Genomic DNA, 25,669 nt, shown 5'->3' with positions numbered 1-25,669 from the left:
AGGCCGAATCGGGCTGCGCATCTTGAGCGATCCCCCTCGAACCATGGCGACGGCCATGCTTTTTCGGCCGATCGCCCAAGCTGCTTTGCCGGATTCGCCCTCGGCATCGAATCCTTGGTGCAATATGCGGGCTAGCAGCCTGTCGGACTTAGGCGATCGTAGCGAGCAGGGTGGGAGAACGAGAACGAATCTTCACGATTTCGAGGCGCATAGCGGGCACTACGCAACGAGAAATCGGGGAGATTCGGGCCGCTCTCCCACCCGCGCAGTAGATCAGTCCTGAGTCCGACAGGCTGCTAGGATTTGCCTTACAATGGTGGCATGCAGGCCTCCCGCAGCGCATCCTCCCTGGCGGCAACCGCTCTTCCCGTGCCCCGTCCCTACGGCCTGCGCCAGATCGGCCACGCGCTGGCTGCCGGCGCCTCCACATTCCTCACCCTTCCTGCCCCCAGCCTGGCACTGGCCGCCATTGCCGCTGTCGTCGGCGGTGCGCTGCTCGCCGCGCTCGGCGCCCTCGGCCTCGCGCCCATGGCCCTGCCCGTGGCCGGCGGTTTCCTGCTCCTGGCACCGGCCCTGCTGGACGGCTTCTTCCACCTTGCCGAGCTGCCGGAGCGCGCCGAGCGGCCCCGGCTGCGCCGGGCCCTGTCGGCCATCGTCCGGGCGCCAGGCGGGATCTGGCTGCTCCGCCTGCTCTGCGCCTTCCTGTTCCTGATCTGGATCACCGACGCGGCCATCCTCTACAGCATGATGATCGGTGGTGAAGCCCTGGGCTACGGGGCGCCCTGGCTGATCCGGCTGCAACCGGCGGTGATCGGCTTTGAGCTCTGGGCGGCACTGATGGGTGCGGTGCTGGCTGGCATCGTCTTCACCGTGACAGCCTTCTCCATACCGCTGCTGTACGAGGGTCGCGCCGGTCTGGTGCAGGCGGTCAGCGCCAGCGTGCGCGCGGTGCTCGGCAATCCCGCGGCCAGCCTGGTCTGGGGCCTGCTGCTCGGCGCTACGACCCTGGTCTCCATCCTGCTGCTACCGCTGCTGTGCGTGACCCTGCCGGTGCTGGCCTATGCCAGCCTGGCCCTGTATCGAGAGGTCTTTCCGCCCGCGCCGGACGGCTGAGAAGCTCCGGCCTCACTCGCCCTGGATCAGGGCGGCCAGCACGTCCTGCTGGTCCGGCGGGATGTCGATCAAATGGAAGCCGGCGCAGAACTCGCCCGACTCACAGGGTTGGCACCAGAGGCTCTCGGCACCCAGGGTGAGGGTATCCGTCTCCAGCACTACCCCCGGCAGCAACAGATCGAACTGATAGACGCTGTGCGGTGCGATCTCCCGCCCTACGAACAGCATCATGCCGCTCGGCGACAGATTGACCAGCCGGCCCACCGGCTCGCCGCTGTGATGATCGCGGACCTCTATCTCCGCACTGATCTCCGTCCGGACCTGCTTGCGCTTGTCGTTCATCCAGCCATCCTCTTCAGTGGGTCAGGGTGCTGTCCGGGCGGCGCCCCAGCAGGCCGAGCACCGCCGCCAGGGCACGTTCGATGAAAGGTCGCTTCTCGGTCTCGACGATGCTCACCTCGCCCTGCGCCATCATCCTCGCCAGCAGGTCACGGCTGTACTCCGCCGCCTTGACGCCGATAGCGTCGACGAACATATAGTTCGAGCTGATCTCGCTGAACCAGGCCAGGCGCAACCGGCGTACCAGCTCCGTCTGCGTATCGTGGAACTCGAACCAGGTGCCGAAGTCGACGGATTCCAGGCGCCGCGCCGCCGCCTCCGCCTCGGGCGGCAACGGTGCCTTGACCGGTTCCGCGGGCATCTCGGGGGCACGCTCGGAACGGGCGCGCGCGGCCTCGGCGACCGCCTGCGGGGTCAGCAGGGCCGCATCCTGCCAGGCGACGATCTGCTCGAACATCTGCTCGTTGTCCCGCGGTCCGTAGGGACTCAGATCGTTGAGGGCCATGTGGATGGCCTGACGCAGGGCCGCCAGCGACTGCTTGATGCGGGCCCGCTCCACCTCGGCCATCTGCGGTTCGATGCTGTCGATGATGTCGCCCGCCACCCTGATCGCCAGCTTCCATGCCGCGCTCTGCTCGCCTTCCTTCTCGCGCAGCAGGATGAACATCAGTTTCTCCGACCAGACCCGGGAGAAGAACTCGAAGGCCTCCTCGGGCAGCTGCCGTTCGGCCAGCATGCGCGCCATCTGCGCGTGGGCACGACGGCGCGCGTCCTGCAGCCGCGCCTGGCCGTCGGCCGCCTCCACGCTGCGCTTCTCGATCAGGCTGGCCTTGTGCTCGATCTCGCGCACCCGCACGCTGAAGGCCTGCAGCAATTCCTCGAACAGATCCAGATCGTCCTCGAACTCGTCCAGCACCTGCTCGACCACATGGCGCATGCAGGGGAAGATGCCGCGCTGCAGATCGTCCTCCACGATCCACTGGCTGCCGGCCTCGACCATGGCATCGAGCAGACGGCGTGCCGGATGCCGCTTCTGCACGAAGAAGGCCTTGTCGAGTATGGCGACCTTCAGGTAGGGGGTATGCAGGCGGCTGAGCAGGGCCTTGGCGACATTGGGCAGGGTCTTGTCGCGCAGCATGAACTCGAACAGCATACCGACCAGATCGATGACGTCGACGTCCTCCTCGGTGAGATGCCGACGGTCGACATACTCGTAGAGCCGCTTGCGTTCCTGGTCGAGTATCGACTGCAGCCGGTCGAGCAGCCCCTTGTCGATGCGGATATCCTCGAAGTAGCTGTCCAGGTCGGGTTCCCCGCGTGGCTGGGCCTGGCTCTGCGCCTCCTGCAGCTGGTTGATGGCCCCCACCAGGGCCACCCGGCCACCGAGACCGCCGCCGGATCCGCCAGCAGCGCCCGAGCTGTCACCCCCGGCCGGCGCCTCGCCCGGGACGGCCGCAGAGGTCGTAGCCGAGCCCCCGGCCTCACCCGCCGCGGCGCGGCGCTCGGCAAGCAGACGGGAGATGGTCCGGAAGGTCTCCTCGTCGGCCTCCTCGGGCGGGCTCCCGTCAGGCGGTTGATGCTCGTCCCGGGCAACCCGCCGCGGGTCCTGGTGCTTGCGGATCTCGTAGCTGAGATTGGGCAGCACGCCGGCATTGACCAGGCGGCGGTTGTATTCCTCGAAATAGGGGCCGAGTTCCCGCATCACGTGCCGGTCGAACGAAGCGAACAGCATGAGGCGGATCTGCTTCACGGTATCCAGGCCACGCAGGGCGTCGCGGAAGGCCTCGGCGATCTGCTGCGGCCCGCCGGGCAGGGCCTCGGCGGCCAGCTTGCTGCCGCCATTGATCACCGCCAGCCGCTGATCCAGGGCATAGAGCGCCTGGACATACTCGGCATTGGCGCGGGAGACCAGGTTCTGCACCGGCAGCGCCCAGTCGACCTCGTCCTTGTCGACCAGTGCCAGCTGGTCGGCCTCGAATGCGTCCAGTGAGGTCTCATCCCCGCGCGCACCTGCCCGGCCCTCGAGAAAGTCGGCAAAGCCCCGGTCGATGCCCTGCAGGAAGGTCTGCAGGATGCGGTTCTGGTTGTGCTTGATGGCCTTCATCACCGCGAAGTACTGGTTCTGCATCTCATTGTTCTCGGCCCGCTCGGCGGCCTCGAGCAGGCCGACCTCGGCCTGCTCGAGCATCTGGATGAGCAGCGGTGCCAGGTGGGTGGGGGTCATTCGCCGGCAGCCTTCGATCAGCTTGCCAAATTTGGGCGAGAGCCCGGTCGATGCGGTGTATCCACTGTCCGACATAGGAACGTCCATTTCGTCTCGTTTTGGCACGCCTGGCCCATGGCTCTGGCGCCAGGCCGGTTCGCCTTCCCAGGCTGGCGGCACCGGTCTTCGGGACTTGAGTCCTCAGCCCTTCTCCAGTGTCTTCAGCAGATCGAGGAACTGGGGCTCGTCCAGCACCGACACGCCCAGCTCCCGGGCCCGTGCCAGTTTCGAGCCGGGCGCCTCGCCGACCACCACATAGCTGGTCTTCTTCGACACGCTGCCGCTGACCCGGGCACCCAGCGCCTCCAGCCGCGCCTTGGCCTCGTCACGGGTCATGCTCTGCAGGGCGCCGGTCAGTACGAAGCTCTGACCGGCCAGCGGCTGATGGCGGGCGCGCTTCGGCTTCGGCCAGCGTACCCCGGCGGCCAGCAGTTTGCGAATCACCTCGCGATTGTGTTCCTCGGCGAAGAAATTGACGATGTGCTGGGCCACCACCGGACCGATGTCCGGCAGCGCCTCCAGCGTCTCCACGTCGGCCTGCATCAGGGCATCGAGATCGCCGAAATGCTGGGCCAGGGTGCGGGCCGTGGCCTCCCCGACCTCACGTATGCCGAGGGCGTACAGGAATCGCTCGAAGCGGGTTTGCTTGCTCTTCTCCAGCGCGGCGATCAGGTTGCGGGCCGACTTCTCGCCCATGCGTTCCAGACCGGCCAGCTGCTCGACGGTCAGGCTGTAGAGGTCGGCTACGTCGTGCACCAGGCCCTTGTCCACCAGCTGTTCGACCAGCTTGTCGCCCAGTCCCTCGATGTCCATGGCCCGCCGCGAGGCGAAGTGCTTGATGCTCTCCTTGCGCTGTGCCGGACAGAACAGGCCGCCGCTGCAGCGGGCGATCGCCTCGCCCTCGGCACGCACGATGGCCGAGCCGCAGACCGGGCATTTCTTCGGCATCACGAAACGGCGGGCATTCTTCGGTCGGCGTTCCTTGACCACCGCCACCACTTCCGGAATCACGTCCCCGGCACGACGCACGATGACGGTGTCGCCGATGCGTATGTCCTTGCGGCGGATCTCGTCCTCGTTGTGCAGGGTGGCGCTGCTCACGGTGACGCCACCGACGAACACCGGTTCCAGCCTGGCCACCGGGGTGATGGCGCCGGTGCGGCCGACCTGCACCTCGATGTCGCGCACCACGGTCAGCTCCTCCTGGGCGGGAAACTTGCGGGCGATGGCCCAGCGCGGGGCCCGCGCCACGAAACCCAGCGCCTCCTGCTGGTCGATGCGGTCTACCTTGAACACCACGCCATCGATATCGAAGGGCAGCCCGTCGCGTCGGCGCTCCATCTCGCGGTAGTAGTTCTTGCAGCCCTCGAAACCCTGCACCACCTCGATCCCGGCATAGACGCGCTGCCCCCAGCCCTTGAGGACACGCAGTATCTCGCTGTGCCGCTCCGGCAGCCGGCCGCCCTCCACCAGGCCGACCCCGTAGCAGTAGAAGGCCAGCGGACGCTCGGCGGTGACCCGCGGATCGAGCTGGCGCAGGGAGCCGGCGGCGGCGTTGCGCGGATTGACGAAGGGTTTGAGGCCGGCTGCCTCCTGCTGCCGGTTGAGACGGCGGAAGCCCTCGTGCGGCATGTACACCTCGCCGCGTACCTCCAGCCGCCGCGGCCAACCGCGGCCGATCAGACGCAGCGGGATCTGGCGGATGGTGCGCACGTTCTGGGTCACGTCCTCGCCGACCAGGCCGTCGCCGCGGGTGGCGCCACGGATCAGCACCCCCTCCTCGTAGAGCAGGCTGACCGCCAGGCCGTCGAGCTTGGGTTCCGCGGCGTATTCCACCCGATCCACGCCCAGTCGTTCACGCACCCGGCGGTCGAAATCCTCCAGCTCCTCGTCGGAGAAGGCATTGTCCAGCGACAGCATGGGGACCTCGTGCCGCACCTCGCCAAAGGCCGCGAGCGGCTGGGCGCCGACCCGCTGGGTCGGCGAGTCGGGGGTGACCAGCTCGGGATATTTCGCCTCCAGCGCCTCCAGCTCGCGCAACAGGCGGTCGTACTCGGCATCCGGGATCTCCGGCGCGTCGAGCACATAGTAGAGGTAGTTGTGGTGATTGATCTGCTCGCGCAGCTCGGCGATCCGCTGGTGGATGCGCTTGGGCACGCTCATCGCGGTACCCGCTCCAGCTGCTGGCGTCGCTGGTACTCGATGATCTCTTCCCGCAGGTGTTCGGCCGCCTGCCGGCTCAGCCGGTTGCGCTCCTCGTCACGCAGCTCGCCCTGCAGACGCTCGGCGAGCTGCCGGGCAGTGGCCAGCATGTCGTCGAAGGCGGCCAGCGGCTCGACCGGCCCCGGCAGGCGCAGGAAGATGCTGAGGCCCGGGGTGTTGGTGCCGGCCATCGCCGTCGGATCGAAGGTGCCGGGCTCGAGCAGGTTGGCGACACTGAACACCGACTGCGCCAGGCGTCCCGGCGCCAGCCGATGATAGATCTCCATGTCGCCAAACTGCAGGCCGGCCTCGTCGAAGACCCTGGCCAGCCGTTCGCCCTGGAAGGGCTGGCCACGGGGGGCCACCAGATAGAAGATGACGATCTTCTCCGCCTCCGGCGCACTGCCGACAGACGCCCCGTCGTTCCCCGCCGTTTCCGCCACCGACGGCGGTTGCTCCTCGCCGAGCAGCTGTTCGAGCGCCTCCAGTTCCTCCTGCAGGCGTTCCCCGGAGGGCTCCTCGACGGCGCTAGCCAGACCGGCCACGTCATCGGTGTCGATGTCGCCGGCTGCCACCTCGCTGGCCAGATCCACCCCGCCGCGCATCACGTCGCCCGGCTCGGAGAGACCGGGCTCGATCCGCGGCCGAGAACTGCGTCGCGACCAGAAATACACCCCCGCCACCAGCAGCACGCCGATGCCGAGCAGAATCCAACGCAAGCTGTCCATAGTCACTGAATGAGGGATCCCCGATTGATGCCAGGCCGGCGCCCGCGAACGGGCAGACGCGCCGGCCCTGACCGGCCCCGTCGCCGCTCGACCGGGCCGCCTTGCGGTACCGGCAGGCTACATCACCGCCATCTGCGCGGCCTCGTCGATATCCACCGCCACCAGCCGCGACACGCCCGGCTCGTGCATGGTCACGCCGGTCAGCTGGTTGGCCAGCTCCATGGTGATCTTGTTGTGGGTGATGAAGATGAACTGCACCCGTTCCGACATCTCCCGCACCAGATCGCAGAAGCGGCCGACATTGGCGTCGTCCAGCGGCGCGTCCACCTCGTCCAGCATGCAGAAGGGCGAGGGATTGAGCTCGAAGATGGCGAACACCAGGGCCACGGCGGTCAGCGCCTTCTCACCGCCGGAGAGCAGATGGATGGTGCTGTTGCGCTTGCCCGGCGGGCGGGCCATGACGGTGACGCCGGTATCCAGCAGGTCCTCGCCGGTCAGCTCCAGGTAGGCGTGACCGCCGCCGAACAGCCGCGGGAACATGCGCTGCAGACCACTGTTGACCTTGTCGAAGGTCTCCTTGAAGCGGGTGCGGGTCTCGCGGTCGATCTTGCGGATGGCTCCCTCCAGGGTCTCCAGGGCCTCGGTGAGGTCGGCGTGCTGGGCATCGAGATAGACCTTGCGCTCGGACTGCTCCTCGAATTCGTCGATCGCCGCCAGATTGATCGGCCCGAGGCGCTGGATGCGCCGCTCCAGGGCCTCGACCTCGGCGGCCCAGGTCTCCAGATCGGCCTCTTCCGGCATCTCGCGTTGCAGGGTCTCCAGTTCGAAACCGGTCTCCGCGAGCTGCTCCAGCAGGGTCTGGCTGCGCACCTTGATCTCCTGCCAGGCCATGCGCGCCTGGTTGAGCGCCTCGCGCATCTCCTGGGCCTCGCGCTCGCGGGCCGCCCGCCCCTGCTCCTGCTCACGCAGCTCGTGCTCGACGGCTTCCAGGCGACGGCGCGCCTCGGCCAGCTCGTTCTCCACCGTGGAACGCTGTTCCAGTAGCCGGGTCAGTTCGGCCTCCTGCTCCGCGAGCGGCGCCTCGCCAGCGGCCAGCGCCTCCCTCAGCTCCTCGCGCCGCAGCCGCAGATGCACCTGCTGGCCCTGCATGCGTTCCAGGTTCTCGGCGGTGCTCTGCTGCGCAGTGCGCATCGATTCGATCTGCACCGTCAGACCGTGGGCCGCCTCCCGGTCGGCCTGCGCCTGGCGGCGCGCCGCCTCCAGCTGCCCACGCAGGGTCTCGCGCTCGGCCTCGCGTTCGCTGCGCTCGCGGGCCAGATCCTCCATTTCAGCCAGGGCCTGGTGGAGACGGCTGCGGGCCGCGGCGTGCTCCTCACCATCGCGCTGCTGCTGGTCCCGCAGTTCCCCGATCTCGCTGTCGATGGCCTCGGCACGGCCGCGGATCTGTTCCAGGCGCGAGCGCCGGGCGCCGAGCTGGGCCCGCACCTCGCTGTGCTGGCGGTGGGCCTGGTTGACCTCGGCCTGCAGCTCCTCGCGCCGCTGCTCGAGCTGGTGGAGGCTCTGGCGGGTCGCCTCGAGCCGGCTCTCGGACGCCGCCACCTTTTCATCCAAATCCTCAAGAGAGGACTTCAACGCATTGATTTCCTTCTCCCGCTCCAGCACCCCGCGACCCTGGTCGTCGGCCCGCGCCAGGCGCAGCCAAGTGCGGCCGACCCAGACGCCCTGCGGCGTGACCACGGACTCATGGGCGGCCAGGCGGGGCCGCAGCGCCAGCGCCTCGGCCAAGGTGTCGGCGGTATGGATGCCGGCAAGCAGGGTCTCGAGCGGCCAGGCGGCGCGAACCTTGGTAAGCAGCATGCCGGCATCAGCCGCGTCCCCACCGGCGGACCGGGCGGCCTCGGTGTCGAACAGGGCGATGCCGCCCTCTCCCAGCTCGCAGAGCCCGTCGGCCAGCGGCTCCAGCCCCTCGACACAGACCGCCTCCAGGTAGTCGCCGAGCACCGTCTCGACCGCCCGCTCCCAACCGGCCTCGACCTCGATCTGCTGGGCCAGGCGTGACGCCTCGGCCAGGCCCTGACGCTGCAACCAGTCGCCAACGGCGCCGTCGTCCTCGCCGAGTGCGGCCTTCTGCAGGGCCTCCAGGGAGACCAGCCGGCCACGCTGCTGCTGCTGCTCCCGACGCGCCTCATCCAGCTCCGCGGCCTGGGTCTGCAACCGCTCACGCAGCTCGGCGATCTGGCCACGCACCGCATCCAGCTCGCCCTGCAGCCGCTGCGCGGCCGCCCCGCGTTCGCTCTCTTCGGCGACCAGGCGTTCGATCTCCGCCTCCAGCGGATCGCCGCTCAGGCGCTCGCGCTCCTCGGCAAGACGCTTCAGCCGCTGTTCCAGCTGGGCCAGCTGGCGCTCCAGGTGATCGATGCGGGTCCGCTCCACCTGGGCAGTCTGCTGCGGCATCGCGGCACGGCGGTTGAATTCGTCCCATTCCGCCTGCCAGGCCTGCATCGCCGCCTCGGCCGCCTGCAGCGCCTCGCCGGAGGCAGCCGCCTGCGCCTGCAGCGCCGCCAGCTCCGGCTCCCTGGCGGCCAGCTCGGCGGCCAGGTCGGTCAGCCGCTGGCCGTCGACGCTGATGTGGGCCTCGACCTCGTTCCAGGCCTTCTCGGCCTTCTCCAGCTCCGCCTGCTGGCGCTGGCGGGTCTCGCGGGCGTGCTGGATGGCCTGCTCGACGCGGGCGATCTCGGCCCCCAACCCGTAGTAGCGGCCCTGGACCTCGTTGAAACTGTCGTTGGCCGCGGTCTGTTCCTCGCGGGATTTCTCGATCGCGGCTTCCAGGGCACGCTGCTCGGCGATCACCGCCTCCAGCGCCGTCTCCCGTCCCTGGATCTCCCGTTCCTTGGAGCGGATCTCCTCGTGCAGCGCCTGGTAGCGCAGGGTCAGCCACTCGGCCTTGACCCGGCGTTCCTGCTGCTTGAGCTCCTTGTAGCGCTCGGCGGTCCGCGCCTGACGCTTCAACTTCTCAAGCTGCTTCTCTATTTCATCACGCAAGTCATTGAGTCGATCGAGATTTTCCCGGGTGTGGCGGATCCGGTTCTCGGTCTCACGGCGGCGCTCCTTGTACTTGGAGATGCCGGCCGCCTCCTCCAGGTAGACGCGCAGCTCCTCGGGCTTGGCCTCGATCAGGCGGGAGATCATGCCCTGCTCGATGATCGAGTAGCTGCGCGGGCCGAGGCCGGTGCCGAGGAAGATGTCGGTGATGTCGCGCCGCCGGCAACGGGTGCCGTTCAGAAAATATTGCGACTGACCGTCGCGCGACACCTGGCGCTTGACCGAGATCTCGTTGTACTGGGCGTACTGGCCGGCCAGCTTGCCCTCGCTGTTGTCGAACACCAGCTCCACGCTGGCATGGCCGACCGGCTTGCGGGCGTTGGATCCGTTGAAGATGACATCGGCCATGGAGTCGCCGCGCAGGTGCTTGGCGGAGGACTCGCCCATCACCCAGCGCACGGCGTCGATGGTGTTCGACTTGCCACAGCCGTTGGGGCCGACGATACCCACCAGATTGCTGGGCACGGAGATGGTGGTGGGATCGACGAAGGACTTGAAACCGGCGAGTTTGATCTTTGTCAGGCGCATGGAGCGGCAAGATACTCGATTCGGATACCCCCCACAAGATGGCCCCGGGGGGGACAGTCCGGTCCCTTTCGAGAGCGCCGAAACAATGTCCGCCAAGCCACCGGATTGCCCCGTCTTTCTGTTGTGGGCAGGGGCTGCTTGCTGTATCTTTCCGCGCATGTCTACCCAGCCCAGCAAGACGCTCGAGACCTTCGAGAACCCGCGTCCCGAGCGTGACTACAGCATCCGCATCCGGATCCCGGAATTCACCTGCCTGTGCCCCAAGACCGGCCAGCCGGACTTCGCCACCCTGCACGTCGACTATGTGCCGAACCGGCTCTGCGTGGAGCTGAAATCGCTCAAGCTCTACATCTGGTCCTACCGCGACGAGGGGGCCTTCCACGAGGCAGTCACCAACCAGATCCTCAGCGACCTGGTGACGGCCTGCGCACCGCGCTTCATGCGCGTCACCGCCGAGTTCAACGTCCGCGGCGGCATCTACACCACGGTGGTCGCCGAACACCAGGCGCCGGACTGGCAGGCCAAGCCCCCGGTAGTGCTTCCCTAACAGGCTGTTGAAAAACCCTCTGACGGCACGATACGGCGTTAAAAAAATGGCTCAAAATGCTCATTTACGACCATGTAAACTGCGCTTTTTCGCCATTTTTTGCCTTGTCTCGCACTCGCCAGAGACTTTTTCAACAGCCTGCTAAGCCAACCCTCCCGTGCGCCCCTCCCGGCCATGAACCTCTTTCTCGGCATCGACTTCGGGACCTCGGGCGTGCGCGCCTGCCTGTGTGACGACGCTGGCCGGCCCCTGACCCAGGCGATGCTGGACCTGCCCCCGCCGGAGCGCGGGCCGGACGGCGTACGCCAGGATCCGGCGCTCTGGTGGCAGGCGCTGGACCCCCTGCTGCGGGAACTCGGTCGGCAGACCTCCCTGGCCAGCGTCCGCGCGCTGGCCGTGGACGGCACCGCCGGCACCCTGCTGCTGACCGACGGCGAGGGCCGGCCCCTCGGCCCGGCGCTGATGTACAACGACAGCCGCCCGGAGGCCGCCCGGCGCATCGCCGCCGTGGCTCCCGCCGACAGCCCGGCGCGCAGCGCGAGCAGCAGCCTGGCCAAGCTGCTGCACCTGCTCTCGGGGTCCGCCCGGGAGGCGGCCCGCCACGCCCTGCACCAGGCCGAGTGGATCAGCGGGCGGCTGCTCGGACGCTTCGACCTCGGCGACGAGAACAACGCCCTCAAGCTCGGCTACGACCCGCAGGCCCGCCGCTGGCCCGACTGGCTGGCCGAACTGCCCATCCCCGACGGCCTGCTGCCGGAGATACGCCCCGCCGGCAGCCCGCTCGGTCAGCTGCAGCCGGACCTGGCCCGGCGCTGGGGGCTGGCGGAAGACACCCTGGTGGTGGCCGGCACCACCGACAGCACTGCCGCCGTGCTGGCCACCGGGGTCCAGCGCCCGGGGCAGGCGGTCAGCGTGCTGGGAAGCACCCTGGTGCTGAAGGTGCTCGCCGAACGCCCGCTCAACGCCCCGGAATATGGCATCTACAGCCACCGGCTCGGCGACCTGTGGCTGATCGGCGGCGCCTCCAACAGCGGCGGCGCGGTGCTGCGCCGCTTCTTCAGCCAGGCGCAACTGACCGAACTGACCGCCCGTCTCGACCCGCGCCACCGCACCTGCCTCGACTACTATCCCCTGCCCGCCCCCGGCGAACGCTTCCCCATCAACGACCCCGCGCTGCCGCCCCGGGTCTCGCCCCGGCCGCGCGACGATCTGCGCTTCTTCCAGGGCCTGCTGGAGGGGATGGCGCGCATCGAGCGGCGCGGCTATCGCCTGCTGCACGAACTCGGCGCCCCCTGGCCGGAGGCCGTGTACAGTATCGGCGGCGGGGCCAGCAACATGCCCTGGCGCGAGATCCGCGAACGGCTGCTCGGCATCCCGGTGCACAACCTGCCGGAACGCCAGGCGGCCTGCGGCAGCGCCCGCCTGGCCCGGCACGGCCAGCTCATCCATTCCCGGCAGGAGGGGCATCACCCATGAGGGATTTCATCCAGGGCCTCGGCTTCGTCGCCAGCGGCCTGCAACTGATCCGGCAACCGCGCCTGCGGCGCTTCGTTCTGGTGCCGCTGGCCATCAACCTGCTGCTCTTCGCGGGCCTGATCGGCTTCGCCGCCAGCGAGTTCGGCCGGCTGATGGACTACCTGCTCGGCTTTCTGCCCGACTGGCTGGCCTGGCTGCGCTACCTGCTCTGGCCACTGTTCGCGGCCAGCGTGCTGCTGGTGGTGTTCTACGGCTTCAGCATTCTCGCCAACCTGATCGCCGCGCCCTTCAACGGCCTGCTGGCGGAGGCCGTGGAGCGTCACCTCACCGGCCAGTCGCTGGAAGGCATCGGCGGCTGGCGGCAGATCCTCCGGGACATCCTGCCCAGCCTCTGGTCCGAGGTGCAGAAACTGCTCTACTTCCTGCTCCGGGCGCTGCCGGTCGGCCTCTGCTTCCTGATCCCCGGCCTCAACCTGGCGGCACCCGTGCTCTGGGGACTGTTCAGCGCCTGGATGCTGGCCCTGGAGTACGCCGACTATCCGCTCAACAACCACCGCCTGCTGTTCCCCGCCCAGCGCCGGCTGCTGGGTTCACGACGGCTGCTGACCCTGGGCTTCGGCAGTGGGGTGCTGCTGATGACCCTGATCCCGGTGATCAACTTCATCGCCATGCCGACCGCCGTGGCCGGCGCCACCGCGCTCTGGGTGCGGGCGTTGAAGGGGCGGACGGAATCCGGCTGAGTCAGCGATCGAGGAAGGCGGCGATGCGGCGCACGCCCTCCTCGAGCTGGTCCAGCGAGGTGGTGTAGGCGAAGCGCAGATGGCGGGCGGCCTGGTGGCGGCCGAAGTCCAGCCCCGGGGTGACCGCCACCCCGGCCTCCTCCAGCAGCCGCTGGCTGAACTCGAAGCTGTCGTCGGTCAGTGCGCTGCAGTCGGCGTACAGATAGAAGGCCCCGCCGGGGGTCAGCGGGATGCGGAAACCGAGCTCACGCAACGCCGGCAGCAGGTAGTCACGCCGCTCGCGGAAGGCCTGGCGACGCTGTTCGAAGATCGCCTGGGCCTCCGGCTCGAAGGCCGCCAGTGCCGCCCACTGGGCCGGGGTCGGTGCAGCCAGGAACAGATTCTGGGCCAGGGTGTCCAGCGCCTCTACCGCATCCTCCGGCGCCACCAGCCAGCCCAGCCGCCATCCGGTCATGCCGTAGAACTTGGAAAAACTGTTGAGCACGAACACCCGCTCGGAGACGGCCAGGGCACTGGTCGCCTCGCAGTCGTAAGTCAGTCCGTGGTAGATCTCGTCGACGATCAGACTGCCACCCCGGGCCTCCGCAAAGGCCGCCAGTGCCGCCAGCTGCTCGCGGTCGAGGAGGGTGCCGGCCGGATTGGATGGCGAGGCGACCAGCAGCGCGGCACTGCGCGCCGTCCAGTGGCGTTCGGCCAGTTCCGGGGTCAGCTGGTAACCGTGCTCGGCATCGGTCGGCACGTTCAGCGCCTCGCCCTCCACCAGGCGTACGAAGTTGCGGTTGCAGGGATAACCCGGGTCGCTCATCAGCACCTGCCGCCCGGGATCGACCAGCGCAGCCATGAGCAACTGCAGGGCACCGGATGCACCCGGAGTGATGAGAATGCGCCGTGGCGCCACCTCCAGGCCGTAGCGGGTCCGGTAGTGATCGCTGAGTGCCTGGCGCAGCTCGGGCAGCCCCGTGGCCGGCGTGTAGTGGGTATGACCGGCGGCCAGGGCGGCACGCCCGGCGGCGACGATGGGCGCGGCGGTCGGGAAGTCCGGTTCGCCGATCTCCAGGTGAACGATGTGCCGTCCTGCGGCCTCCAGGGCACGGGCACGGGCCAGCAGCTTCATCACGTGAAACGGCTGGATATCCTGCATCCGCGCCGCGAGCGCTGTCCCTTTCATGCTCAGGCCGGCGCCGCCTCCGTAGCCGCGGCATGCAGCTGGCGCAGCAGATCGACATCCACATGGCTGGCGCCAGCGGCATCGCCGGCCAGCACCCGGAAGGGCTGGTCCGGTTCACCGAGCTGATCGACCACCAGCAGCGCACCGTCGAAATCCTCGCCCTGGGTGTAGTGACTGACGGAGACCAGGGTAGGGATGCCGGCGGCCAGCGCCGAGCGCAGGCCGTTGCGGGAATCCTCCAGCGCCAGGCACTGCTCGGGCTGCAGCCCCAGCTTCTCCAGGCTGTAGTCATAGATGTCCGGTGCCGGCTTCTTGTTCGGCACCACCCCCCCGGCTGCGATCAGCTCGAACCAGTCCTCGGCGTCCTCGGCCAGGCTGGCGCGCAGCAGGGCAGTGACATTGGCCGGTGTGGTGGTGGTGGCGATGGCCAGGCGCAGGCCGGCATCACGCGCCGCCTCGATCAGCCGCCGCACCCCGGGGCGCAACGGCACCCTGCCCCCCTCCACCGTCTCGGTGTAGTGGCGGGTCTTGGCCTGATGCAGACCGGCGATGAAGTCGTCGAGTGCTGCCGGCCGCGGGAACTCCGGATTGAACCGGTCGAGGTAGTAACGGATGCGTTCCTTGCCCCCGGTAACGGCCAGCAGCTGCCGGTAGAGATCCTGGTCCCAGACCCAGTCCAGGCCAGCCTCGGCAAAGGCACTGTTGAAGGCCTGGCGGTGAACCTCCTCGGTTTCGGCCAGGGTGCCGTCGACATCGAATAACAGGGCTTTGAGTTCAGACATTCAGATCGCTCGCTTCTTGTGCTGGCAGAATGAGGCGCCATAGCTTATCCCAGCGCAGCATCCATCGCCATTTCAGGGACACGGCGCAGGGAAATCGCTGCCCGGCAAGCCGAAGCGCCGCGAGACAGCCGCCACCCGGCCCTGCACCCCCGTGCCGTCATCGAACAGGTGGTTTGGCCGTCGATCCCGGGCTTGACTCCGCCCCCTGCTACCCCGAAACTTAGCCGCTTGTATTCGAGCGGGCCGGGGGCCTGCGCCGGAAAAGGCCCGTGACCGGGAGACATGACGCCGGTACGACGGCGGGGCGGCCTCCCACGGCGGTCGCCGCGGCGCGACCCGCCACCGCGGCCGGCCGGGGTTGGTATCGCCCACCCTGGCGGCGTACGACCCGAACCTTGCAGGAGAGCTGGATGGCGACCAAGAAGAAGGCGGCAGCAAAGAAGAAGGTGGCGAGCAAGACGGCCACCAAGAAGACAGCGGCGAAGAAGCCGGCAACCACCAGGAAGAAGGTGGCCGGCAAGAAGACGGCGGTGAAGAAGACCGCGGCCAAGAAGGTCGCGGCCAAGAAGGCGCCCGCCAAGAAGGCAGTCGCGAAGAAAAAGGCCGCCAGCAAGAAGACGGCTGCCAGGAAGACTCCGGCCAGGAAGGCCGCTGCGAAAAAGACTGCCGAGCCAGGCGTCCATCACACGGTGATCGAGGGCATCGCCCCCTACCAGGAGACGGCGGGCGAGGAATACATGAACGAGGCCCAGCGGAAGCACTTCCGCGAGATCCTGCTGGCATGGAAGCGGGAACTCATGGAGGAGGTCGACCGCACCGTGCACCACATGCAGGACGAGGCGGCCAATTTCCCCGACCCCAACGACCGCGCCACCCAGGAGTCCGAGTTCAGCATGGAGCTGCGCACCCGTGACCGCGAGCGCAAGCTGATCAAGAAGATCGACGAGGCCCTTGAAGCGCTGGAACAGGAAGAATACGGCTACTGCGAGGCCTGCGGCGTGGAGATCGGTATCCGCCGCCTCGAGGCGCGCCCCACCGCCAACCTGTGCATCGACTGCAAGACGCTGGACGAGATCCGCGAGAAGCAGCTCGGCAAGTAGGCCCGATCACGGACCCGCGCCGGCCGCGGGTCCTTCCTCCCTTCCTTTGCACCGCTGACCCGTTTGCGGTGCAATAACTCCATGCCCGACCCCAGCGCAGACAGGCCCTGTCGCGGCCGTTTCGCCCCCTCCCCCACCGGTCCCCTGCACTTCGGCTCGCTGATCGCCGCCGTCGGCAGCTTTCTCGACGCGCGCAGCCAGGGGGGGCAGTGGCTGCTGCGCATGGAGGATCTGGACCGGCCCCGCGTGGTGCCGGGTGCGGCGGATGCCATCCTCCGTACCCTGGAACGATACGGCCTGCACTGGGATGGCGAGGTGATGTGGCAGAGCCGCCGGGCGGAGGCCTACCTGGCGGCGCTGGAACGGTTGGCAGCGGCCGGTCACAGCTACCCCTGCGGCTGTACCCGGCGCGAGATCACCGAACGGGGACGTCCTGGCCCGGAAGGCCCCATCTATCCCGGCACCTGCCGCAACGGCCTGCCTCCAGGACGGGAGCCCCGCGCCCTGCGCCTGCGGCTGCCGGCCGCCGACCTGGAATTCGAAGACCGACTGCTGGGCCGTTTCCGGCAGCCGCTGCAAGAGGAGGTGGGCGATTTCGTGATCCGCCGCGCCGACGGTATCGTCGCCTATCAGCTGGCGGTGGTGGTGGACGATGCCAGCCAGGGCATTACCGAGGTGGTGCGTGGCAGCGACCTGCTGAGTTCCACCCCGCGCCAGATCCACCTGCAGCGGCTGCTCGGCCTGCCGACGCCCCGCTACCTGCACCTGCCGCTGGCGGTGAACGCCGCCGGCGACAAGCTGAGCAAGCAGACCCGCGCACCCTCGATCGAGGACGCCGATCCCGCCGCCCTGATCCTTCGCGCCCTGGATTTTCTCGGCCAGCGCCCGCCGCGGGCGCTGCAAGGCGAGTCTCTGGACGCCATCTGGCGGTGGGCCATCGCCCACTGGGATCCGCTGGCCATTCCGGCGCAGGCCGCGATCCGGGTCGAGGCCGCGGCCCGGCGCTGACCACGGGCTGGCATCTGACCGCCGGTTGTGACATAAACAGCCCAGCACCCGACAGCGAACAAGGAGTACCCCCTCATGTCCGATATCAAGGTCTACCCGGTCCCCGAGGATTTTGCGGCCCGCGCCCTGATCAATGCCGAAAAGTACGAGACCCTGTACCGGCAATCGATCGAGGATCCGGAAGGCTTCTGGGCGGAACAGGCCGAGCAGTTCCTGAGCTGGTCACGGCGCTGGGACAAGGTGCTCGAATGGGACTACCACAAGGGCCACATCCGCTGGTTCGAGGGTGGCCGGCTGAATGCCTGCTACAACTGTCTGGACCGCCACCTGGAGAGCCGCGGCGAGCAGGTGGCCCTGATCTGGGAAGGCGACGATCCCGCTGTCGACAAGACCCTCACCTACCGCGAGCTGCACCAGGCGGTATGCCGGCTGGCCAACGCCCTCAAGGCGCGTGGCGTGAAGAAGGGCGACCGGGTGTGCATCTACATGCCGATGATCCCCGAGGCCTGCATGGCGATGCTGGCCTGCGCGCGCATCGGCGCGGTGCACTCGGTGGTATTCGGCGGCTTCTCGCCGGAATCGCTCAAGGACCGCATTCTCGACTCCGACTGCCGGCTGGTGATCACCGCCGACGAGGGCGTGCGCGGCGGCAAGCGCGTACCGCTGAAGGCCAACACCGACCGGGCCCTGGCAGACTGCCCGGATGTGCACACGGTGCTCACCGTGCGCCATACCGGCGGCGACATCGGCTGGCAGGAGGGACGCGACATCTGGTATCACGAGGCCGTCGCCGAAGCCGGCGACGACTGCCCGGTGGAGGAGATGGACGCCGAGGACCCGCTGTTCATCCTCTACACCTCCGGCTCCACCGGCAAGCCCAAGGGCGTGCTGCACACCACCGGCGGCTACCTGCTGTTCGCCGCCATCACCCACAAATACACCTTCGACTATCATGACGGCGACGTCTACTGGTGCACCGCCGACGTCGGCTGGATCACCGGCCACAGCTACATCGTCTATGGGCCGCTGGCCAACGGCGCCATCAGCCTGGTGTTCGAGGGCGTGCCCAACTACCCGGACGCCTCGCGTTTCTGGCAGGTGGTGGACAAGCACCAGGTCAATACCTTCTACACCGCGCCGACCGCCATCCGCGCCCTGATGCGCGAGGGCGACGAGCCGGTGAAGAAGACCTCGCGCAAGAGCCTGAAACTGCTTGGCACCGTCGGCGAGCCGATCAACCCCGAGGCCTGGGAGTGGTATCACAAGGTGGTCGGCGACGGCCGCTGCCCGATCGTCGACACCTGGTGGCAGACCGAGACCGGCGGCCACCTGATCACCCCCCTGCCCGGCGCCACGCCGCTCAAGCCCGGCTCGGCGACCCGGCCCTTCTTCGGCGTGCTGCCCGCCATCGTGGACAGCGAGGGCAAGGTGCTGGACGGCCCCTGCGAGGGCAACCTGGTCATCACCCGGCCCTGGCCGGGACAGATGCGCAGCGTCTACGGCGACCACCAGCGCTTCATCGACACCTATTTCAAGACCTACCCCGGCATGTACTTCACCGGTGACGGGGCGCGGCGCGACGAGGACGGCTACTACTGGATCACCGGCCGGGTGGACGACGTGCTCAACGTCTCCGGCCACCGCCTGGGCACGGCCGAGATCGAGAGCGCCCTGGTGCTGCACGACGCCGTGGCCGAGGCGGCCGTGGTCGGCTACCCGCACGACATCAAGGGCCAGGGCATCTATGCCTACGTCACCCTGGTCAAGGGGGTCGAGCCCAGCGACGCGCTGAAGGCGGAACTGGTCGAGCTGGTACGCAGCGAAATCGGCCCCATCGCCAAGCCCGACGTCATTCAATGGGCGCCGGCGCTGCCCAAGACCCGCTCCGGCAAGATCATGCGCCGCATCCTGCGCAAGATCGCGGCCAACGACCTCGACAACCTGGGCGACACCTCGACGCTGGCCGACCCGGGCGTGGTGGAGGATCTGATCGCCAACCGCGCCGGCGCCTGACTGCCCCCCCGGGTTGGCGTGAATACCTCAGCATGGCGCAGCGTGGTGCTCACGCCAGCGGGGATTCGCCGGACTGCGTAAAAGAAACGCAGCCCTCGCAGGGTCGCCATCGCGACGGAAATCCGTGTCCTTTTCGGGGGCCTTGCCGGCCCCGCCTCCGCGCTGCACACGCCCGTCACGCAGCCCGACCTCCTCGGGGAGGGGGATTCTCCCCCTCCCCCTATCCTCACAGATAAATCTTTCTGTTCAATAAGTTGCCCAACCCCAGGCGCACCCTGCCCAAGCCACCGCCATCCCCCTCTCAAGCTTTGCAGTCCGACTGCCGATACCTGAAGCAGCCATAGATGTCAAGGATTTGGCGCACAAACCAGCCCTCGTTGCCCGGGTCGAGCCGCTGAACGATCCATCGCCGCAGACTGCGGGAAAGGACGAGGCGAGCGGTCATCAGGGGATGGCCACCGTTTCCGGGCAGCAGTGCCCACTGATCAGGAACTCCAGACAATGAAAAGATTGAAGACGCTTCTGATTGCAAGCCTCTCCAGCGCCTGCCTGTGCGCTTCCACCCTGAGCCTGGCCGGCGCCGAGGACATCTACGCGGTCCAGTTCTCCGAGGACGGCCGGTTTCTGGTCACCGGCGGCTCGGGCGGCAACAGCATGACCTACGACAAGAACTTCTCCGGCGGCATCAAGCTGTGGGACGTCAACAGCGGCAAGCTGATCAAGGCCTTCGGTCAGCAGGTGCACATCCAGACCATCTTCGGCGACCAGTACGGTCGCATCGGCAAGCGCCGTTGGGGGATCCACAGCTTCAAGGACATCGTTCTGAACGGCAGCTATCCGGAGGGCAAGATCCTGCTTCTGCCCAGTTCCCTGGGACGCATGGACAAGGCCGCCAACGTCAATCTGCCCGATTTCTTCGGCGGCACTCTCGATTTTGGCGGCAAGCATACCCGCCGCATCCCGCTGGCGGTCAGCGACAGCCGTGCCAGGCATCATTGTGGCACCGACGCCGCCTATGAATTCATCGGCCCGGTGGTGGCCTCGGACAACGGCCGCTTCGCCGCCGTGGTGGTCAACACCTGCAAGGAGAAGAACGATCGCAAGGTGCCGATCGCCCAGTACGATTCCACCCTGCACGTGGTCGACCTGACCACGCTGAAGGTCGTGCATAGCCGCAGCAAGCTGGATTCCGGCGTCTACGCCGCCGGCATCTCCAACGACGGCAACAAGATCGCCTACGTCGGCCGCGACCGCTTTGCGGTGCTGGACATCGAGGCCGGCAGCCAGCAGGTGGTGGAGAGCTATCCGAATGCGGTATTCCAGATCCCCCGCCAGTTCAGCGCCCTGTATTTCAACCGTGATGCCAGCAAGCTGGTTTCATTGAACTACATCTACGACATCGCCTGCCGCGAGGAGACCGAGCTCTCCTGGAGCAAGGACTCTGCCGTGCGCAAGGGACGTACCTCCAGCGTCAAGGTGGCCCCTGATCTCAGTTACTTCGTGCTGGTCAAGCCGAAGCGCTCGTTCATCGTCTTCGGTGAAGATGGCCTGCCGAAGTCCTATGGCAAGGCGGACAAGGTGTTCGTGGTCGATACCCGTACCGGCGACGAGCGCGAGCTGACCATCACCGACTCGCGCAGCGAAGGCAAGCGCTGCGTCACCGACGTCTCTCCCGACAGCCGCCGGGTGGCCGTGGCCTGTGCCGGCGGCCTGCTCAAGGTGTTCGATGCCGCCTCCGGTAACCTGGTTTGGGAACAGCGCAACATCGGCTACAAGAAACTGGATCTGGACGAGGGACTGCTGCAGGTGCGCAATACCAGCCTGCAGCCGCTGCAGCTGGCCCTGCGCTGAACCCTCACTGCCCGCGACCTGGGCCGCCCGCAAGGGCGGCCTTTTTCATGTCAGCCCAGCCAGACGAAACCCAGGCCGGCAAGATAGAGCCCCGGCGGCAGCAGCGCACGGGGGCGCATGGCCAGAAGCCGCTGCAGGATCGTCAGCCCGAGAAAGAGGCACAGCATGTAGATGGGCACCACCTGCCAGGAGGTCAGATGCCAGAGCTCGCCTGGCAGGTAGTAGGCATAGTAGCGACCGGTGATGGCAAGAAACAGGAGATTTCCGGTCACCTCGAAGAACAGCGGCGCATCCAGGCCGATGATCAGGGCCTGGAGAAGCCGCCCCCGCCAGCCCTCCGGCAGGCGCTGTTCCAGCACCTGCAGCAGCCAGTACAGATGCAGGCCGTAGGCCGGCCAGATCAGCGCCCCCAGGGCCGAGACGCTGCCGCCGTGGCGCGGCAGGATGTCGTAGCGCCAGAGCAACTGCCCCCTGGCCGTGGCATAGAAACCGTCGACCAGCGCCTCCAGGGGCACGGCCAGGGCAAAGACGGCGCTGGCCATGAGCAATGCGCGGTAGGGATCGAAGGCCAGCGGCCCATGGCGGAGACGCCGGTTGATGGCAAAGGACAGGCCCAGAAACAGGACACTGCAGAACAGGCCGACCGCGAATTCAGTCATCGTCCCCCCATCCCTGAACAAAACGCCCCGCCCGTGCCTGATGGAGACCGGCGGTCACGCCGCCAGCCCTGGAAACTCGCAGACGCCAACAACAGAAAGGGGGCCGAAGCCCCCTGTCCGTCCTTGCCTTCTGCAGCATGGCCTAGTCGTTGACGGCCTTCATGCTCAGCCGGATCCGGCCCTGCTTGTCGACCTCGAGGACCTTGACCTTGACGATATCGCCTTCCGAGAGCTTGTCGCTGACGTTCTGCACGCGCTCCTCGGAGATCTGCGAGATGTGCACCAGGCCGTCCTTGCCGGGCAGGATGGTGACGAAGGCACCGAAGTCCATCAGCTTGGCGACCTTTCCCTCGTAGACCTTGCCCACCTCGACATCGGCGGTCAGCTGCTCAATGCGCCGGCGGGCCTCCTCGCCGGCCGCGGCGTCGACGGAGGCGATCTTCACGTTGCCGGCATCGTCGATATCGATGCTGGTACCGGTCTCCTCGGTGATGGCGCGGATGGTGGCACCGCCCTTGCCGATCACGTCGCGGATCTTGTCCGGATTGATCTTCATGGTGGTGTAGCGCGGCGCGTAGTCCGACATCTCCTTGCGCGGCTCGCAGATCACCTTGTTCATCTCGCCGAGGATATGCATCCGGGCCTGGTTGGCCTGGGCCAGTGCGATCTCCATGATCTCCCTGGTGATGCCATCGATCTTGATGTCCATCTGCAGCGCGGTGACGCCGTCGCTGGTGCCGGCCACCTTGAAGTCCATGTCGCCGAGGTGATCCTCGTCGCCCATGATGTCGGTGAGCACCGCAAACTCGTCGCCTTCCTTGATCAGGCCCATGGCCACACCGGCCACCGGGGCCTTGAGCGGCACGCCGGCATCCATCATCGCCAGGCTGCTGCCGCAGACGCTGGCCATGGAGCTGGAGCCGTTGGACTCGGTGATCTCGGAGACCACGCGGATGCTGTAGGGGAAGTCGTCCTGCGAGGGCATCACCGCCGCCACGCCGCGCTTGGCAAGCCGGCCGTGGCCGATCTCGCGCCGCTTCGGGCTACCGACGCGGCCGGTCTCGCCCACGCAGTAGGGCGGGAAGTTGTAGTGCAGCATGAAGTGTTCGCGTCGCTCGCCCTGGATGGCGTCGATGATCTGCGCATCGCGGGTGGTGCCGAGGGTGGTGATGACCAGCGCCTGGGTCTCGCCGCGGGTGAACAGGGCCGAGCCGTGGACGCGCGGCAGCACGCCGGTACGCACGGTGATCGGCCGCACCGTCTTGGTGTCGCGACCGTCGATGCGCTTCTCGCCGGCGATGATCCGGCCACGCACGATGGTCTTCTCCAGCTTCTCCATGGCGCCGCGCACCGCTGCCTCGTCGAAGCGCGGCTCGGCGTCCTCGCTGCTCAGCTTGGCGAGGATCTCCTCGTGGATCTCGTCCAGCCGCGCATAACGCTGCTGCTTGTCGGCGATCTGGTAGGCCTCGGTGAAGGCGGCCTCACCCAGGGCGGCCACGGCGTCGGCGACCTCGGTGGCGGGAGGCGGCGGCTGCCAGTCCCAGGCCGGCTTGCCGGCCTCGGCCTTCAGCTCGTTGATCGCCTGGATGGCGGCCTGCAGCTGTTCATGGCCATACATGACCGCACCCAGCATGGTTGCCTCGGGCAGTTCCTTGGCCTCGGATTCCACCATCAGCACCGCCTTGTCGGTACCGGCTACCACCAGGTCCAGTTGGGAGTCTTCGAGCTGGCTGCGGGTGGGATTGAGGACGTATTCGCCATTGATATAACCGACGCGGGCTGCACCGATGGGGCCGTCGAAAGGCAGACCGGAGAGGCTCACCGCGGCCGAGGCACCGATCAGCGCCGGGATGTCCGGATCCACTTCGGGATTCAGCGACATCACCGTGGCGATCACCTGCACCTCATTGGTGAAGCCCTTGGGGAACAGCGGCCGCAGCGGGCGGTCGATGAGCCGGGACACCAGGGTCTCGTTCTCGCTCGGGCGCCCCTCGCGGCGGAAGAAACCGCCGGGGATCTTGCCGGCCGAGTAGGTCCGTTCCTGGTAGTCCACCGTGAGCGGGAAGAAATCGCGTCCCTCGGCGGCCTTCTTCATTCCCACCGCGGTGACCAGCACGACGGTCTCGTCCATGTTCACCAGCACGGCGCCGGTGGCCTGCCGGGCGATCTCTCCCGTTTCCAGGGTTACGGTGTGTGCACCGTATTTGAATGATTTCTTGATTGGGCTCACGGTCTCTTCCTAGCTAGCCTTCGATGACACGGGGACGGCGGATCGGCGCAATGCCTGACGCTCAGCGGCGCAGGCCGAGGCGGCCGATCAGATCCTGATAGCGCTTGGAGTCCTTGCGCTTCAGGTAGTCCAGCAGTTTGCGGCGCTGGTTGACCATGCGCAGCAGGCCACGGCGGGAATGGTGATCCTGCTTGTGCTCTGCAAAGTGATCCGTGAGATGCTGGATACGCGCGGTGAGCAGCGCAACCTGGACTTCCGGCGACCCGGTGTCGCCCTCGGCCAGCTGATAGTCCTTGACGACCTGGCCTTTCTGTTCAGCATTCAATGACATGGTTTACTTAACTCCCAATAGACCGATTGCTCGGTAACCTTCAAATCAAGCCGCATATTCTAACTTTGCCGCCAGTGCGGCGTCCAGATGATTTTGCCCCTGCCGGCGCTCAGGCCGAGGCCATCAGGCGCTTCGGCGCCACCCGCCCGTCATCGAGGATCTGGCCCATGCCGATGAAGCGGTGGTCGGCCTCGTACAGCCGCACCCAGCCGCTGGTCGGCGCATGCGGCACCTGCACTGCCTGTCCCTGGCGCAGATAGAAGGCGGCATCGCTGTTGAGCTGCACGTCGGGCCATTGGGTGAGCGCGCTCTCGATCGGCAGCAGTTGCGCATCCAGCGCTGCAAGACCCTGTTCTTCAAGCGTTTTCAGCGCATCCAGGGTGACCATGCCGGCATCGTCGTAGGGGCCGACACCGAGCCGGCGCAGGGCCGTGACGTGGGCGCCGCAGCCCAGCTGCTCGCCGATGTCCTCGGCCAGGGTGCGGACATAGGTGCCCTTGCTGCAACGCACGTCGATATCGAAGAAGGGCGGCTCGAAGGCCAGCAGGGTCAGCTCGTGGATCACCACCGTTCGCGGCTCGCGCTCCACCTCGACCCCCTCCCGGGCCAGCTTGTAGAGGCGCTGGCCCTGGTGCTTGACCGCCGAATACATGGGCGGAATCTGCTCGATGGGACCGCGGAAAGCGGCCAGCACCGATTCCAGCCGCGCCGCGTCGACGCCTTCCAGCGGCCGGGTCTCGATCACCTCCCCCTCGGCATCGCCGGTGGCCGTCTTCTCGCCCAGCTTGCAGCGCACCCGGTAGTGCTTGTCCGCATCGAGCAGGAAACCGGAGACCTTGGTCGCCTCGCCGAGACAGATCGGCAGCAGGCCGCTGGCCAGCGGGTCGAGACTGCCGGTGTGCCCGGCCTTGCGTGCCTTGAACAGCTGTTTGACGATCTGTAGCGCCTTGTTGGAGGTCAGCCCGGTCGGCTTGTCCAGCAACAGGATACCGTTAACGTTTCTGCCTTTCGGGCGTCGACGTGCCATCTGTGTCATGCCTCAAAAACAAACCATTGAAATCATTCGCCACGCCGTTCCCGATCCTTGGCCACTGCCTCCTCGATCAGCGAATCCAGACGGCTGCCGCGGTCGATGCTGTCGTCGTACAGGAACCGCAGCTGCGGCACGGTGCGCAGCTTCATGCTCTGGCCCAGCTGGTGACGCAGGAAGCCTGCCGCCCGGTTGAGCACCGTCAGCATCTCGTCGCGCCGCTCGGGTTCCTCCTCGCCGAGCAGGGTGACGAACACCTTGGCATAGGCCAGATCACGCGACACCTCGACAGCGGACACGGTGACCAGCCCCAGGCGCGGATCCTTGAGCTGGTCACGGATCAGCACCGCGAGTTCGCGCTGGATCTGGTCGCCGACACGGCGGGTTCTGGGGAAGTCTCGGGGCATGCTGGCTGCAGTAGCGGCCGCCGCCCGCCGCCCGCAGGCGGCGGGTCGTCGA

At 67.5% G+C, this 25,669-nt stretch carries 20 protein-coding genes; 8 read left to right on the top strand and 12 right to left on the bottom strand.

The window, feature by feature from the left end:
* Window positions 1-369: 369 nt before the first annotated feature.
* Window positions 370-1,113 carry a DUF2189 domain-containing protein gene (locus QVG61_RS05440; protein WP_289932341.1) on the top strand — a complete coding sequence of 248 codons (744 nt, stop codon included), beginning with the start codon at window positions 370-372 and terminating at the stop codon, window positions 1,111-1,113.
* A 12-nt stretch (window positions 1,114-1,125) separates the two neighbouring features.
* Here the strand turns inward: QVG61_RS05440 and QVG61_RS05435 are convergent, their stop codons facing one another.
* The 5 genes from QVG61_RS05435 to smc all read right to left on the bottom strand — a co-directional run bounded on the left by QVG61_RS05435 (window position 1,126) and on the right by smc (window position 10,275).
* The gene (locus QVG61_RS05435) at window positions 1,126-1,455 is read right to left on the bottom strand and encodes a PilZ domain-containing protein (protein ID WP_289932340.1); all 330 of its coding nucleotides are present in this window, start codon (window positions 1,453-1,455) and stop codon (window positions 1,126-1,128) included.
* A gap of 13 nt (window positions 1,456-1,468) precedes the next feature.
* Complete coding sequence (locus QVG61_RS05430; protein ID WP_289932338.1) at window positions 1,469-3,676, bottom strand: DUF1631 domain-containing protein; 2,208 nt, start codon at window positions 3,674-3,676, stop codon at window positions 1,469-1,471.
* Window positions 3,677-3,856: 180 nt separating this feature from the next.
* Window positions 3,857-5,878, bottom strand: coding sequence for an NAD-dependent DNA ligase LigA (ligA, locus tag QVG61_RS05425; protein WP_289932337.1), 2,022 nt, complete (start codon window positions 5,876-5,878; stop codon window positions 3,857-3,859).
* Complete coding sequence (zipA, locus tag QVG61_RS05420; RefSeq protein WP_289932336.1) at window positions 5,875-6,636, bottom strand: cell division protein ZipA; 762 nt, start codon at window positions 6,634-6,636, stop codon at window positions 5,875-5,877. The genes ligA and zipA overlap by 4 nt, the downstream gene beginning before the upstream one ends.
* A 126-nt stretch (window positions 6,637-6,762) precedes the next feature.
* The gene (smc, locus tag QVG61_RS05415) at window positions 6,763-10,275 is read right to left on the bottom strand and encodes a chromosome segregation protein SMC (protein ID WP_289932335.1); all 3,513 of its coding nucleotides are present in this window, start codon (window positions 10,273-10,275) and stop codon (window positions 6,763-6,765) included.
* A 157-nt stretch (window positions 10,276-10,432) separates the two neighbouring features.
* On the opposite strand from smc, the gene queF reads away from it, so the two are divergent.
* The 3 genes from queF (at window position 10,433) to cysZ (ending at window position 13,038) form a co-directional block, all read left to right on the top strand.
* Window positions 10,433-10,822, top strand: a complete 390-nt coding sequence (gene queF, locus QVG61_RS05410) for a preQ(1) synthase (RefSeq protein ID WP_289932334.1) — start codon at window positions 10,433-10,435, stop codon at window positions 10,820-10,822.
* 174 nt (window positions 10,823-10,996) lie between these two features.
* On the top strand, window positions 10,997-12,298 hold the full coding sequence (locus QVG61_RS05405; protein WP_289932333.1) for an FGGY-family carbohydrate kinase: 1,302 nt from the start codon (window positions 10,997-10,999) through the stop codon (window positions 12,296-12,298).
* Window positions 12,295-13,038, top strand: coding sequence for a sulfate transporter CysZ (gene cysZ / locus QVG61_RS05400; protein WP_289932332.1), 744 nt, complete (start codon window positions 12,295-12,297; stop codon window positions 13,036-13,038). The genes QVG61_RS05405 and cysZ overlap by 4 nt, the downstream gene beginning before the upstream one ends.
* Before the next feature lies 1 nt (window position 13,039).
* Here cysZ and QVG61_RS05395 read toward each other — a convergent pair whose 3' ends face one another.
* Both QVG61_RS05395 and QVG61_RS05390 read right to left on the bottom strand, forming a co-directional pair.
* A complete protein-coding gene (locus QVG61_RS05395) occupies window positions 13,040-14,206 on the bottom strand; it encodes a pyridoxal phosphate-dependent aminotransferase (RefSeq protein ID WP_289932330.1) in 1,167 nt (388 codons plus the stop codon).
* A gap of 2 nt (window positions 14,207-14,208) precedes the next feature.
* Window positions 14,209-14,988 (bottom strand): HAD family hydrolase, encoded by a 780-nt coding sequence (locus QVG61_RS05390; RefSeq protein ID WP_289932329.1) that lies wholly within the window; start codon window positions 14,986-14,988, stop codon window positions 14,209-14,211.
* A 410-nt stretch (window positions 14,989-15,398) separates the two neighbouring features.
* Between QVG61_RS05390 and dksA the strand changes: the two genes are divergently transcribed.
* The 4 genes from dksA (at window position 15,399) to QVG61_RS05370 (ending at window position 20,960) form a co-directional block, all read left to right on the top strand.
* Entirely contained in the window at window positions 15,399-16,088 is a 690-nt protein-coding gene (gene dksA / locus QVG61_RS05385) for an RNA polymerase-binding protein DksA (RefSeq protein ID WP_289932328.1), read from the top strand.
* An 81-nt stretch (window positions 16,089-16,169) separates the two neighbouring features.
* Window positions 16,170-17,096, top strand: a complete 927-nt coding sequence (gene gluQRS / locus QVG61_RS05380; protein WP_289932327.1) for a tRNA glutamyl-Q(34) synthetase GluQRS — start codon at window positions 16,170-16,172, stop codon at window positions 17,094-17,096.
* A gap of 75 nt (window positions 17,097-17,171) precedes the next feature.
* Complete coding sequence (gene acs, locus QVG61_RS05375) at window positions 17,172-19,109, top strand: acetate--CoA ligase (protein WP_289932326.1); 1,938 nt, start codon at window positions 17,172-17,174, stop codon at window positions 19,107-19,109.
* Between the two features lie 501 nt (window positions 19,110-19,610).
* Entirely contained in the window at window positions 19,611-20,960 is a 1,350-nt protein-coding gene (locus QVG61_RS05370) for a hypothetical protein (RefSeq protein WP_289932324.1), read from the top strand.
* A gap of 50 nt (window positions 20,961-21,010) precedes the next feature.
* Here the strand turns inward: QVG61_RS05370 and QVG61_RS05365 are convergent, their stop codons facing one another.
* The 5 genes from QVG61_RS05365 to rbfA all read right to left on the bottom strand — a co-directional run bounded on the left by QVG61_RS05365 (window position 21,011) and on the right by rbfA (window position 25,617).
* Window positions 21,011-21,619: a hypothetical protein gene (locus QVG61_RS05365; RefSeq protein ID WP_289932323.1), complete on the bottom strand. Its 609-nt coding sequence runs from the start codon at window positions 21,617-21,619 to the stop codon at window positions 21,011-21,013.
* A gap of 142 nt (window positions 21,620-21,761) precedes the next feature.
* Window positions 21,762-23,849 (bottom strand): polyribonucleotide nucleotidyltransferase, encoded by a 2,088-nt coding sequence (gene pnp, locus QVG61_RS05360; RefSeq protein ID WP_289932322.1) that lies wholly within the window; start codon window positions 23,847-23,849, stop codon window positions 21,762-21,764.
* A gap of 61 nt (window positions 23,850-23,910) precedes the next feature.
* Window positions 23,911-24,180 (bottom strand): 30S ribosomal protein S15, encoded by a 270-nt coding sequence (gene rpsO / locus QVG61_RS05355; protein WP_289932321.1) that lies wholly within the window; start codon window positions 24,178-24,180, stop codon window positions 23,911-23,913.
* 109 nt (window positions 24,181-24,289) lie between these two features.
* Entirely contained in the window at window positions 24,290-25,207 is a 918-nt protein-coding gene (gene truB / locus QVG61_RS05350; protein WP_289932320.1) for a tRNA pseudouridine(55) synthase TruB, read from the bottom strand.
* Between the two features lie 32 nt (window positions 25,208-25,239).
* Window positions 25,240-25,617: a 30S ribosome-binding factor RbfA gene (rbfA, locus tag QVG61_RS05345; RefSeq protein WP_289932319.1), complete on the bottom strand. Its 378-nt coding sequence runs from the start codon at window positions 25,615-25,617 to the stop codon at window positions 25,240-25,242.
* Window positions 25,618-25,669 lie beyond the last annotated feature (52 nt).

Origin of the sequence: Thiohalobacter sp. IOR34 (assembly GCF_030406045.1) — a bacterium.
Lineage (GTDB): Bacteria > Pseudomonadota > Gammaproteobacteria > Thiohalobacterales > Thiohalobacteraceae.
This window is presented reverse-complemented; position numbering and strand designations above follow the sequence as displayed.